This is a genomic window from Pseudomonas sp. CG7, from assembly GCF_023701885.1.
Classification (GTDB): domain Bacteria; phylum Pseudomonadota; class Gammaproteobacteria; order Pseudomonadales; family Pseudomonadaceae; genus Aquipseudomonas; species Aquipseudomonas zanjanensis.
This window is the reverse complement of sequence record NZ_JABAEE010000123.1, coordinates 1-13,059: the sequence shown is the minus strand read 5'-3', so window position 1 is coordinate 13,059 and position 13,059 is coordinate 1. Positions and strand designations below refer to the sequence as shown.

At 61.3% G+C, this 13,059-nt stretch carries 10 protein-coding genes and 1 pseudogene; 4 read left to right on the top strand and 7 right to left on the bottom strand.

Annotated elements, in window-relative coordinates; translation table 11 throughout:
- Positions 1–236: 236 nt before the first annotated feature.
- The 6 genes from era to lptF all read right to left on the bottom strand — a co-directional run bounded on the left by era (position 237) and on the right by lptF (position 7,079).
- Positions 237–1,139 (bottom strand): GTPase Era, encoded by a 903-nt coding sequence (gene era / locus HGO40_RS28845; RefSeq protein WP_003205264.1) that lies wholly within the window; start codon positions 1,137–1,139, stop codon positions 237–239.
- Positions 1,132–1,821 carry a ribonuclease III gene (rnc, locus tag HGO40_RS28840; protein ID WP_186705175.1) on the bottom strand — a complete coding sequence of 230 codons (690 nt, stop codon included), beginning with the start codon at positions 1,819–1,821 and terminating at the stop codon, positions 1,132–1,134. Before rnc ends, era begins: the two co-directional genes overlap by 8 nt.
- Before the next feature lie 186 nt (positions 1,822–2,007).
- Complete coding sequence (gene lepB, locus HGO40_RS28835; protein WP_250965820.1) at positions 2,008–2,862, bottom strand: signal peptidase I; 855 nt, start codon at positions 2,860–2,862, stop codon at positions 2,008–2,010.
- Positions 2,853–4,667: a translation elongation factor 4 gene (gene lepA, locus HGO40_RS28830; protein WP_250965819.1), complete on the bottom strand. Its 1,815-nt coding sequence runs from the start codon at positions 4,665–4,667 to the stop codon at positions 2,853–2,855. The genes lepB and lepA overlap by 10 nt, the downstream gene beginning before the upstream one ends.
- A gap of 236 nt (positions 4,668–4,903) precedes the next feature.
- Positions 4,904–5,965, bottom strand: a complete 1,062-nt coding sequence (gene lptG / locus HGO40_RS28825; protein WP_250965818.1) for an LPS export ABC transporter permease LptG — start codon at positions 5,963–5,965, stop codon at positions 4,904–4,906.
- The gene (gene lptF / locus HGO40_RS28820) at positions 5,958–7,079 is read right to left on the bottom strand and encodes an LPS export ABC transporter permease LptF (RefSeq protein WP_250965817.1); all 1,122 of its coding nucleotides are present in this window, start codon (positions 7,077–7,079) and stop codon (positions 5,958–5,960) included. Before lptF ends, lptG begins: the two co-directional genes overlap by 8 nt.
- A gap of 312 nt (positions 7,080–7,391) precedes the next feature.
- On the opposite strand from lptF, the gene HGO40_RS28815 reads away from it, so the two are divergent.
- The 4 genes from HGO40_RS28815 to HGO40_RS28800 all read left to right on the top strand — a co-directional run bounded on the left by HGO40_RS28815 (position 7,392) and on the right by HGO40_RS28800 (position 12,854).
- Entirely contained in the window at positions 7,392–8,882 is a 1,491-nt protein-coding gene (locus HGO40_RS28815) for a leucyl aminopeptidase (RefSeq protein WP_250965816.1), read from the top strand.
- A 60-nt stretch (positions 8,883–8,942) separates the two neighbouring features.
- Positions 8,943–9,371, top strand: coding sequence for a DNA polymerase III subunit chi (locus HGO40_RS28810; RefSeq protein WP_250965815.1), 429 nt, complete (start codon positions 8,943–8,945; stop codon positions 9,369–9,371).
- A gap of 8 nt (positions 9,372–9,379) precedes the next feature.
- Positions 9,380–9,757 (top strand): DNA polymerase III subunit chi, encoded by a 378-nt coding sequence (locus tag HGO40_RS28805; RefSeq protein ID WP_250965814.1) that lies wholly within the window; start codon positions 9,380–9,382, stop codon positions 9,755–9,757.
- Between the two features lie 250 nt (positions 9,758–10,007).
- Complete coding sequence (locus tag HGO40_RS28800) at positions 10,008–12,854, top strand: valine--tRNA ligase (RefSeq protein ID WP_250965813.1); 2,847 nt, start codon at positions 10,008–10,010, stop codon at positions 12,852–12,854.
- Positions 12,855–12,947: 93 nt separating this feature from the next.
- Here HGO40_RS28800 and HGO40_RS28795 read toward each other — a convergent pair.
- Positions 12,948–13,059, bottom strand: a pseudogene (locus HGO40_RS28795) (IS110 family transposase); the annotation flags it as partial.

The window sequence follows — 13,059 nt, the reverse complement described above, 5'->3', positions numbered from 1 at the left end:
GGTTGGTTGGGGGACATCGGGGGCCTGAATATCAACAAGACATCAATGGTTGAAGAAATCCTGTGGCGAGGGAGCTTGCTCCCGCTCGGCTGCGAAGCAGTCGTGAAACCAGGCCATGCGGTGGGTTTGGCTAGATGTGATCGCAAATCCTGGGGCTGCTTCGCAGCCCAGCGGGAGCAAGCTCCCTCGCCACAGAAGCTCGCTCCCACAGTGGAATTCATGCACTCAAGTAATGATTACAGGTCGCCGTAACCCAACGAACGCAACGCCCGCTCGTCGTCGGACCAGCCACCCTTCACCTTGACCCACAGGTTGAGCATGATCTTGGAGTCGAACAGCAGCTCCATGTCCTTGCGCGCCTCGGTGCCGATGCGTTTGATGCGCTCGCCCTTGTCGCCAATGATGATTTTCTTCTGGCCGTCACGTTCGACGAGGATCAACGCATGAATATGCAGGGTCTTCCCCTGTTGCTTGAACTCTTCGATCTCGACGGTGATCTGGTACGGCAGCTCGGCGCCCATCTGGCGCATGATTTTCTCGCGCACCAGCTCGGCGGCGAGGAAACGGCTGCTGCGGTCGGTGATCTGGTCTTCTGGGAAGAAATGATCGTTTTCCGGCAGGTGTTCGGCAATCACCCGCTCAAGCGCGTCGAGGTTATGGCCGTGCTGGGCAGAGATCGGGATGATCTGGGCGTTCGGCAACTGTTCCTGCAACCAGGTCAGGTGCGGCATCAGCTCAGCCTTGTCTTCGATACGGTCGGTCTTGTTCAGCGCCACGATCAAGGGGCCGGTCACGTACTGGACGCGCTCGAGGACCATTTGGTCTTCTTCGGTCCACTTGGTGCGGTCGACCACGAAGATCACCACGTCGACGTCCTTCAACGCCGCCGAGGCAGTCTTGTTCATGTAGCGGTTCAAGGCTTTTTCGCCACCCTTGTGCATGCCCGGGGTGTCGACGTAGATTGCCTGCACGGCGCCTTCGGTCTTGATGCCCAGCATGTTGTGGCGGGTGGTCTGGGGCTTGCGCGAGGTGATTGCCAGCTTCTGGCCCAGGATGTGGTTCAGCAGCGTGGACTTGCCCACGTTCGGCCGACCGACAATGGCGACATAGCCGCAGCGGGTGACGGTTGTATCAGTCATTGCCATTCTCCACGCCCAGGGCAATCAGTGCTGCGGCGGCCGCTACCTGTTCGGCAATACGACGACTCACACCCTGACCCCGGCTTTTTTCATTCAATAGGACAACTTCGCATTCGACGAAGAAGGTTCGGCAATGCGGCTCACCCTGGATGTCCACCACTTCGTAGCGCGGCAGTTCGCAACTGCGCGATTGCAGGAATTCCTGCAAGCGGGTCTTAGGGTCCTTGTTGGTGTCCACCAGCGTCAGGCTGTCGATTTCGGAGGTCAGCCAGGCCAGAACGCGTTCGCGCGCCATTTCCATGCCTGAATCCAGGTAGATCGCACCAATCAACGCTTCCAGGGCATCGGCCAGGATCGACTCGCGCCGGAAACCGCCGCTTTTCAACTCACCGGAGCCCAGGCGCAGGTAATCGCCCAAGTCGAAACCACGGGCCAATACGGCCAGGGTCTCACCTTTTACCAGTCGCGCGCGCAAACGCGACAACTGGCCTTCGCGGGCCAGGGGGAAGCGCTCGAACAACGCCTCGCCAGCGACGAAGTTAAGGATGGCGTCACCGAGGAATTCCAGGCGTTCGTTGTTGCGCCCGGCAAAACTGCGGTGAGTGAGGGCCAGGAGCATCAGGTCCGGGTCCTTGAAGGTGTAGCCGAGCTGACGCTCGAGACGGCTTAGAGAAACGCTCACGGTTTACCCACGCTGAGTTCGTGGCTGGATTCCACCGCCACGGCGGCAAGGCACCGTTGGCTTGGGACAATTAACGCTGTGTTCAAAAATGACGTCCTGACTATCGTTGGCTTCATGCCTCCGGGCAACCCTTGTACAGGGCTCCAGAAAAGCATTCGGCGCTGTGTTCAACAGCGCCGTGGGTGATTACTTGATCAGGCCAACCCGCGAGAAATTCGGCAGGTGACTGAGTTTGGGTTCCGGCCAGCTCATCCAGACCGCGAAGGCCTTGCCGACGATGTTCCGGTCGGGGACCATGCCCAGCAGGTTCTTGGGAATGTTCGGATCATCCCAGTAACGGCTGTCGTTGGAATTGTCGCGGGTGTCGCCCATCATGAAATAGTGACCCGCCGGCACGGTCCAGGAACGGTCCGGCGCTGCGCGGTAGCGGCTCATTTCCTTGCGGATCAGGTGTTCGGCCTCACCGAGTTTTTCCCGGTACAGCTCGGCACTGCCCAGCGTTCCCGGTTCGGAGCCGATCAACTGTTCGGCCACCGATTCGCCATTGACGAACAGGCGCTTGTCAGCAGTGTAGCGGATCGTGTCGCCCGGCAGGCCGACCACACGCTTGATGTAGTTGACGTTCGGGTCGCTCGGGAAGCGGAACACCATGACATCGCCGCGTTGCGGGTCACCCACCTCGATGACTTTCTTGTCGATCACCGGCAGGCGGATCCCGTAGGAAAACTTGTTCACCAGGATGAAGTCGCCCACATCCAGGGTCGGCTTCATCGAGCCGGACGGGATCTGGAACGGTTCCACCAGGAACGAACGCAGCACCAACACGATGAACAGCACCGGGAAGAACGACTTGCCGTATTCGACCAGCAGCGGTTCCTTGTTGAGCTTTTCGATCACCACACCATCAGGCTGGCTGACGCTGCCCTGATAAGAGGCGATGGCCGCCCGACGCCGAGGCGCCAGAAACAACAGATCAAGCAACGCCAACAGACCGCAGACAAACACGGCGATACCCAGCAACAGCGGGAAATTTAGCGACATAGGACCTCACTATCCAACCTGAGCACCGCGAGGAAGGCTTCCTGTGGAATTTCCACGTTACCGACCTGCTTCATGCGTTTTTTACCGGCCTTCTGCTTTTCCAACAGCTTGCGCTTACGGCTGACGTCGCCGCCGTAGCATTTGGCCAATACGTTCTTTCTGAGCGCCTTGACGGTTGTACGCGCCACAATCTGCCCGCCAATGGCGGCCTGGATTGCCACATCGAACATCTGCCGCGGAATCAGTTCCTTCATCTTCTCGGTCAATGCACGACCTTTGTAGTGCGCGTTGTCGCGGTGCACGATCAATGCCAGGGCATCGACTTTCTCACCGTTGATCAGCACATCCAGCTTCACCAGATTAGCCGATTGGTAACGATCGAAATGATAGTCCAGCGAAGCATAGCCGCGACTGGTGGATTTGAGACGGTCGAAGAAGTCCAGCACCACTTCGTTCATCGGCAGGTCGTAGGTCACCTGGACCTGCGTGCCGAGGAACAGCATGTCGTGCTGCACGCCGCGCTTCTCGATGCACAGGGTAATGACGTTACCCAGGTGCTCCTGAGGCACAAGGATGTTGGCCCGCACGATCGGCTCGCGCATGTCCTCGATGGCCGACAGGTCCGGCAGCTTGGACGGGTTGTCGACGTAGATGGTTTCGCCGTTCTTGAGCAGCAGTTCGAAGATTACCGTCGGTGCTGTGGTGATCAGGTCCAGGTCGTACTCGCGCTCCAGGCGCTCCTGGATGATTTCCATGTGCAGCATGCCGAGGAACCCGCAACGGAAACCGAATCCCAGGGCGTCGGAGCTTTCCGGGGTGTACTGCAGCGACGAGTCGTTCAGGGTCAGCTTTTGCAGCGCTTCGCGGAAATCCTCGAAGTCGTCGGAGCTGACCGGGAACAGGCCGGCGTAGACCTGCGGCTGGATGCGTTTGAAGCCTGGCAGCACATCGACGTCGGGGGTAGAGCTCAGGGTCAGGGTGTCGCCGACCGGCGCTCCGTGGATGTCCTTGATGCCGGCGATGATGAAGCCCACTTCACCGGCCTTCAGGTCGACGGTGGCGGTGTGTTTCGGGTTGAAGACACCAACGCTGTCCACCAGGTGGATCTTGCCGGTGGACTTGACCAGGATCTTGTCGCCCTTCTTCACGCGGCCATGGCGCACGCGAACCAGGGAGACCACGCCCAGGTAGTTGTCGAACCAGGAATCGATGATCAACGCTTGCAGCGGATCCTCGATATTGCCGGTTGGCGCAGGAATAGTGGCGACCAGGCGCTCGAGCACTTCGTCGACGCCCAGGCCGGTCTTGGCGCTGCAGGTGACCGCGTCAGTGGCGTCGATGCCGATGATTTTCTCGATTTCTTCCTTGACGCGGTCCGGATCGGCCTGGGGCAGGTCGATCTTGTTCAGCACCGGCATCACTTCCAGGCCCTGCTCGATGGCCGTGTAGCAGTTGGCAACCGACTGGGCTTCAACGCCTTGGCCAGCATCGACCACCAGCAATGCACCTTCACAGGCCGCCAGCGACCGGCTGACTTCATAGGTGAAGTCGACGTGGCCGGGGGTATCGATGAAGTTCAGCTGATAGGTGACGCCGTCGCGAGCCTTGTAGTAGAGGGTAACGCTGTGGGCCTTGATGGTGATCCCGCGCTCACGCTCGAGGTCCATGGAGTCCAGGACCTGGGCTTCCATTTCACGCTCGGCCAGGCCGCCGCACATCTGGATGAAGCGATCAGCCAGCGTCGACTTGCCATGGTCAATGTGGGCGATGATGGAGAAATTGCGGATATGACTCAAATCACTCACGGATCAACACTCAAAAAGGCTGCAGGCATGGCCCGCCGAAAAATAGCCGGGAATTGTACCTGATACACCGCGCAAGCGTCACGTGTGGCGAGGGAGCTTGCTCCCGCTGGGCTGCGAAGCGGCCCCTCGATTATGCGCCACGGCGATGTGTCAGGCAGGCTGCAGGGGACTGCTGCGCAGTCCAGCGGGAGCAAGCTCCCTCGCCACAGAAGCTCCCCCCGCCACAAGAAAATGGGTCAACCCGCCCGACGCAGCAGCCATAGCCCGGCCAGCGCGCAGATACCGGCCGGCACCAGCACCGCAAACAGCGGCGAGAAACCGAACACCAGGCTCGACGGCCCCAGCAGATCCTGGGCGATACGGAAAGTGAAGCCCACCAGCACGCCGGTAAACACCCGTTGCCCCAGGGTCACCGCACGCAACGGGCCGAAAATGAAGGAAATCGCCATCAACACCAGGGCGGCAGTAACCAGCGGTTGCAACACCTTGACCCAAAAAGCCAGCCAATAGCGGCCGTTTTTCAGGCCCTGGTCCGCCAGGTAGTGGATGTACCCCCACAAACCGGTAATCGACAGCGACTCCGGCGCCATCCCCACGGTGCTGAGCAACTGCGGGCTGATCGCCACATCCCAGCGCTCCTTCGGCACGGCGACCACTTCGGTGCGCTTGTCATGGAACAGGGTGGTGGTGACATCACTCAATTGCCAATGATCCTCGGAGAAATTCGCGCGTTTGGCAAAGCTCGACGACAGCATGTGCCGCTGTTCATCAAAGCGATAGCGGGTCACGCCATAGAGGATGCCATTGGGCTGGACCGAGTTGATGTGGATGAACTCGTCGCCCTGGCGGTGCCACAGGCCGTGCTTGGCGCTTTGCGCGTCACCGCCGCCCTGGGCCAGGGAGCGGTTGGCCTGGGCGGTATTCTCGGTGGCCGGGGCGATGTATTCGCCGATCAGCAAGCCCACAAGCATCAACACCAGCATGGGCTTCATCACCGCCCAGACGATCCGACCAATGGACACGCCGGCGGCGCGCATGATGGTCAGTTCGCTGTTGCTGGCCAGGCTGCCCAGGCCGATCAGGCAGCCGATCAGCGCGGCCATCGGCAGCATGTCGTACAGACGGCGTGGCGCGGTCAGCAGCACATAGCTCGCCACGTCCATCAGGGTATAGGTATCGCTGACGTCGCTCATTTCATCGATGAAGGCAAACAAGGTCGCCAGGCCAAGGATGATCCCCAGCACCGCGAGGATCGCCATGAACACGCTGCTGCCGATGTAGCGGTCGAGTTTAACCACGGGCCACCTCCATCGCGCTGCGACGGCTGGCCAGCTTCAGGCGCAGCGGCTCCCAATAGAGCAGCCCCAGGCCGATGGCCAGGAAGATGCCATGCACCCACCACAAGCCCAGCGCCGACGGGATCTTGCCCTTCTCCAGTGCGCCGCGGGCGGAAATCAGGATGGTCAGGTAGGCCATATACAGGAGAATCGCCGGCAGTAACTTGAGGAAACGGCCCTGGCGCGGGTTGACCCGCGACAGCGGGACCGCCATGAGGGTCACGATGAATACCAGCAGCGGCAGCGACAGGCGCCATTGCAGCTCGGTGCGGGCGCGAATGTCCTTGTTGCCCAGCAGACTGGCGGTCGGCATCGCGTCGCGGTCGGTGACTTCGTCGCTGACCTCGGGCTTGGGCAGCAGCACGCCATAGGTGTCGTACTTGATGGCCCGGTAATCGGCCTGCCCTGGCTTGCCGTCGTAGCGATAGCCGTTTTCCAGGATCAGGTAGCGGTTGCCGTCGGCGTTGATTTCCTGCCGGCCCTTCTCGGCCATCAGCACGGAAATGCCACGGGCCTTCTTGGTGTCCGCAGACACATTTTTTTGCGTGATGAAGACGCCGCCCAGGTCGACCCGGTCATCCGAGAGCTGTTCGGTGTAGGTCACCCGGGTGCCGTCGCGCAGGGCCTGGAAGCGCCCTGGCACCAGGGTGTCGAATTCGGTCATGGCGTCCTGCTGGTTGATCAGCAGTTGGAATTGGTTGGCGCCCTGGGGCGACAGGCTCAGGCTCAGCCACGCCACCACCAGCGCCACCAAGGTGGCCGGGAACAGCGTCATGCGAAACAGGCGTTGCTGGCTCATGCCGGTGGCCGACAGTACGGTCATTTCGCTGTCCAGGTACAAGCGCCCGTAGGCCAGCAAAATGCCGAGGAACAACCCCAGAGGCAGGATCAATTGCAGGAAGCCGGGCAGGCGGAACCCCATGATCAGGAACAGTGAGCCCGGATCCAGGGCGCCGGAGGCTGCCTGGGCGAGGTATTTGATGAAGCGCCCGCTCATGATGATGACCAGCAGCACGGCGCTGACGGCGCTCAGGGTCAGCAGGACTTCGCGGGACAGATAACGAAAGACGATCAAACCAGACACTCCACGATTGTCAGGCTAGGCGGCCGAACAAGAAACGTATCGAGCCGACTCATACTGCGAGCCGCCGAAAAAAGAGCCGCATTATCCTGTGATTGAAGGCGCCTGTCACTTCGCACGCTTTAACCCGCTGCTCAAAGCCGAAAAGTTAGGGGCGCCGAGGGTTGTCAGGCTCGGGCACCGGGGTTCAAACTGCGGCCTTTGTCGCCGGCAAGTTACCGGCGCTTCTTTTATATAGAAGACAGCTGTTCAGCGCGCCATTGTTTCGGCGCCTGGCCTCTTGACCATTCATTCAGGGATCCGGACATGGAACTGGTTGTAAAAAGCGTCAGCCCAGAAACGTTGAAAACCGCCACGCTGGTGGTTGCCGTCGGCGAAAACCGCCAGCTCGGCGTCGTCGCCACCCAGCTCGACAGCCTGAGCGGCGGGGCCATCAGCGCCGTGCTCAAGCGCGGCGACCTGGCCGGCAAGGTCGGCCAGAGCCTGCTGCTGCACAGCCTGCCCAACCTCAAGGCCGAGCGCGTGCTGCTGGTGGGCGTGGGCAAGGACGCCGAACTGGGCGACCGTCCGTTCCGTAAAATCATCGCCGGCGTGTTGGCCACCCTTAAAGGCCTCGGCGGCGGTGATGCCGTCCTGGCGCTGGACGAGTTGGTGGTCAAGGGTCGCGACAGCTACGGCAAGAACCGCCTGTTGGCCGAAACCCTGGTGGACGGCGAATATCAATTCGACCAGTTCAAGAGCCAGAAAGCCGAACCTCGCGCCCTGAAGAAAATCACCCTGCTGACCATCAAGGCTGCCCAGGCTGAAGTCCAGCGCGCCGTGAGCCACGCTACCGCGATTGCCAATGGCATGGCGTTCACCCGCGACCTGGGCAACCTGCCGCCGAACATCTGCCACCCGACCTTCATGGGCGAACAGGCCAAGGCACTGGGCAAAGCGTTCAAGGGCCTGAAAGTCGAAGTCTTCGACGAGAAGAAGATCAAGGACCTGGGCATGGGTTCGTTCTATGCCGTGGGCCAGGGCAGCGCCCAGCCGCCACGCCTGATCGTCATGCAATACAACGGCGGCAAGAAGTCCGAGAAGCCGTACGCACTGGTCGGCAAGGGCATCACCTTCGACACTGGCGGCATCAGCCTCAAGCCGGGCGCCGGCATGGATGAAATGAAGTACGACATGGGCGGCGCCGCGAGCGTGTTCGGCACCCTGCGCGCCGTGCTCGAACTGCAACTGCCGATCAACCTGGTGTGCATCCTGGCCTGCGCCGAGAACATGCCCAGCGGCACGGCTTCGCGTCCGGGCGATATCGTCACGACCATGAGCGGCCAGACCGTGGAAATCCTCAACACCGACGCCGAAGGCCGCCTGGTGCTGTGTGACGCCCTCACCTACTCCGAACGCTTCAAGCCGCAAGCGGTGATCGACATCGCGACCCTGACCGGCGCCTGCGTCGTCGCCCTCGGCGCCCACACCTCGGGCCTGCTGGGCAATAACGACGAGCTGATCGGCCAACTGCTCAGCGCCGGCCAGCAAGCCGCCGACCGCGCCTGGCAGTTGCCACTGTTCGACGAGTACCAGGAACAACTGGACAGCCCGTTCGCCGACATCGCCAACATCGGCGGCCCGAAAGCCGGGACCATCACCGCGGCCTGCTTCCTGTCGCGCTTCACCAAGAACCTGAACTGGGCTCACCTGGACATCGCCGGCACGGCCTGGACCAGCGGCGGCAAGGACAAGGGCGCCACCGGTCGTCCGGTGCCCCTGCTGACCCAGTACCTGTTGGACCGCGCCAAGGCCTGACACCAATGACCATCGTTGGCGTCGCCCTCGGGTGGCGCCAGCGACGGATCAGGAACCGCAATGACCAAAGTCGATTTTTATATCCTGCCCAGCGCCGATCCGTCGGCGCGGCTGGATTTCGCCTGCAAGCTCACCGAAAAGGCCTGGCGCATGGGACACCGCATCTACCTGCATTGCAGCGATGCCACCCAGCGCGAGGATCTGGACGCACGGCTGTGGGCGTTCAAGGGCGAGAGCTTCGTGCCCCACGGCCCGGCCGAAAGCGAACCCGAGGGCCTGATCGTGCTGGGATTGGGGGATGACTGCGGTCAGCACCAGGACCTGCTGGTCAATCTCGACCTGAAAGTACCGGCCTTTGCCCAGCGCTTCGCCCGTGTGGCGGAAGTGGTGGTGGAAGACCCGGCCATCCGACAAGCCGCGCGGGAGAGTTTCCGTTTCTACCGCGAACAGGGCTATCCTCTGCAAGACCACCGTTTACAGCGACTCTGAGCCCTACGATGGACACTCCAAAATCGCCACAAAAGCCCGCGCACCTGCTGGATGACCTTGAGTCGATCCGCCAACTGCTCGGCGACGACAACCTGCACCCACCGCTGCTGACCGACACGGTCGTGCATGAGCCTGCTCATGAGCCGGTGCATGACGAACAGATTCCCCTGTTGTTCGATCCGATCAACGGCCAGCCCGAACCCGAGCCTGCCGCCAAGGCCGAAGCCAAGGGCCCCGACGCCCTGCTGCACCTGGACCGCGAATTGCGCGCTGCCGCGCAGTTGATCATGCAAGACGTCATCGACGACTTCGCCCCGCACATCGAAACCGAGATCCAGCGCCGGCTGGATGCGCGGATGGAGCGGTTGTTGAGTCAGTACGAATAACCCAGCGCCAACGCGTTGCCCAAGTATCCCTGACCACCTACATCCCTGTGGGAGCGGGCTTGCTCGCGAAGGCGGTGTGCCAGACAACACATTTGCTGCTGACATACCGCCTTCGCGAGCAAGCCCGCTCCCACATTGCTCGATTCTGTTCACAAATCATCTGCCAGCTCGCAGCTTGTGGCTTGCACCAGCCCCGCCCGCTAAACTTCCCGGCTTTTCCTGAATAAATGCCAATAGGGTCCCGCCTCGCATGGATAAGACCTACCAGCCGCACGCCATTGAAACTTCCTGGTACAACACCTGGGAGTCCGAGAATTATTTCGCCCCGCAAGGCGCGGGCGATTCCTACACCATCATGATCCCGCCGCCGAACGTCACCGGCAGCCTGCACATGGGCCACGGCTTCAACAATGCGATCATGGACGCCCTGATCCGTTTCCGCCGCATGCAGGGTCGCAACACCTTGTGGCAGCCGGGCACCGACCACGCCGGTATCGCCACGCAGATGCTGGTGGAGCGCCGCCTTGAAGCCCAGGGCCAGAATCGCCATGACCTGGGTCGCGAGAAGTTCCTCGAGAAAGTCTGGGAATGGAAAGACGAATCCGGTGGCAACATCAGCCGCCAGATCCGTCGCCTCGGTTCGTCCGTGGACTGGAGCCGCGAGCGCTTCACCATGGATGACGGCCTCTCGGAAGCGGTGAAGGAAGCCTTCGTGCGCCTGCACGAGGACGGGCTGATCTATCGCGGCAAGCGCCTGGTCAACTGGGACACCAAGTTGCACACGGCCATTTCCGACCTCGAAGTGGAGAACCACGACGAGAAAGGTTTCCTGTGGAACCTGAAGTACCCGCTGGCCGACGGCGCCAAGACCGCTGACGGCAAGGATTACCTGATCGTCGCCACCACGCGTCCGGAAACCATGCTGGGCGACTCCGCCGTGGCGGTGAACCCGAACGACGAGCGCTACCAGGCCCTGATCGGCAAGTTTGTCGAGCTGCCGTTGGTTGGCCGTCGGATCCCGATCATCGGCGACGATTATTGCGACCCCGAATTCGGCACCGGCTGCGTGAAAATCACCCCGGCCCACGATTTCAACGACTACGAAGTCGGCAAGCGCCACAACCTGCCGCTGCTGAATATCTTCGACAAGAACGCCCATGTGTTGCCGGCCGCCCAGGCCTTCAACCTCGACGGCACCCTGAACGAAAACGTCGACGGCCAGATCCCGGCCGAATACGCCGGCCTGGACCGCTTCGAGGCGCGCAAGCAGATCGTCGCGGCGTTCGAGGCCGCCGGCCTGCTGGTCAGCGTCGACGATCACGCCCTGAAGGTCCCGAAAGGCGACCGCTCCGGCACCATCATCGAGCCGTGGCTGACCGACCAGTGGTACGTGTCCACCAAGCCGTTGGCCGAGCCTGCGATTGCCGCCGTGGAAGATGGCCGCATCCAGTTCGTGCCCAAGCAATACGAGAACATGTACTTCTCGTGGATGCGCGACATCCAGGATTGGTGCATCAGCCGTCAGCTGTGGTGGGGCCATCGTATTCCGGCCTGGTACGACGAGTCGGGCAAGGTCTATGTCGGCCGCGATGAAGCCGAAGTCCGCGCCAAGCACAACCTCGGTCCGGACATTGCCCTGGCGCAGGACAATGACGTCCTCGACACCTGGTTCAGCTCGGGCCTGTGGACCTTCTCGACACTGGGCTGGCCGCAGCAGACCGAATTCCTGAAGAAATTCCACTCCACCGACGTGCTGGTCACCGGCTTCGACATCATTTTCTTCTGGGTCGCCCGGATGATCATGATGACCATGCACTTGATGAAAAACGAAGACGGTACCCCGCAAGTACCGTTCAAGACCGTCTACGTCCACGGCCTGGTGCGCGACGGCCAGGGCCAGAAAATGTCCAAGTCCAAGGGTAACGTCCTGGACCCGCTGGACATCATCGACGGCATCGACCTGGAAACCCTGGTGCAAAAACGCACCTCCGGCCTGATGCAGCCGAAACTGGCGAAGAAGATCGAGAAAGCCACTCGCGAAGAATTCGCCGAAGGCATTGCCAGCTACGGCACCGACGCCCTGCGCTTCACCTTCTGTTCGTTGGCGTCCACCGGTCGCGACATCAAGTTCGACATGGGCCGCGTCGAAGGCTATCGCAACTTCTGCAACAAAATCTGGAACGCCGCACGCTACGTGCTGGATAAAGGTGAAGACTGCGGCCAGAACGGCGAAGCGTACGAGCTGAGCCTGGCCGACCGCTGGATCATTTCCCAGTTGCAACGCACCGAAGCCGAAGTGACCCGCCAACTGGACCAGTTCCGTTTCGACCTGGCCGCACAAGCCCTGTACGAGTTCATCTGGAACCAGTATTGCGACTGGTACCTGGAACTGTCCAAGCCGGTGCTGTGGGACGAAAACGCACCGGTCGAACGCCAGCGCGGCACCCGCCGCACCCTGGTGCGCGTATTGGAAGTGGCCTTGCGCCTGGCGCATCCGTTCATGCCATTCATCACCGAGGAAATCTGGCAGCGCATCGCACCGCTGGCGGGCATCCAAGGCAAGCCGATCATGCTGCAACCGTGGCCGGTGGCCAACGAGAGCCGCATCGATCCGGCGGCCGAGGACGACATCGAGTGGCTGAAGACCTTCATGCTCGGCCTGCGTAACCTCCGCGCCGAAATGAACATCGGCCCGGGCAAGCCGCTGACCCTGTTCCTGAAAAACGCCAGCGCCGAAGACCTGCGCCGCCTCAACGAAAACGAAGCGTTGCTCAAGAAGCTGGCGAAGCTTGAATCAGTGACCGTGCTGGCTGCGGGTGAAGAAGCGCCTCTGTCGGCCACCGCATTGGTCGGCGAGATGGAAGTGCTGGTGCCGATGGCAGGCCTGATCGACAAGGCGGCCGAACTGGCACGCCTGGACAAGGAAATCCTGCGCCTCAAAGGCGAAGTACAGCGGGTCGGCGGCAAGCTGTCCAACGCTGGCTTCGTCGACAAGGCGCCAGCCGAGGTCATCGAGAAGGAACGGGCCAAGCTGGCCGAGGCCGAACAGGCCCTGGGCAAGCTGGCTGAGCAGCACGGACGGATCTCCAGCCTGTAACGGTGGTTCGCAATGAAAAAGGAGGTCCAGCTGGACCTCCTTTTTTATGCCCGCCCCTTTCTACCAGACAATGAAAAACCCTTGTGGGAGATTCTATGTTGCAGGGCAACCCTGCAACATAGGCTTCGGCTGGTATTCGCTCTGATTTTTCATCAAGGCAAATGCCACCCGGCAGAGCTTGCGAGCAAGCACCACCAATGCCTGG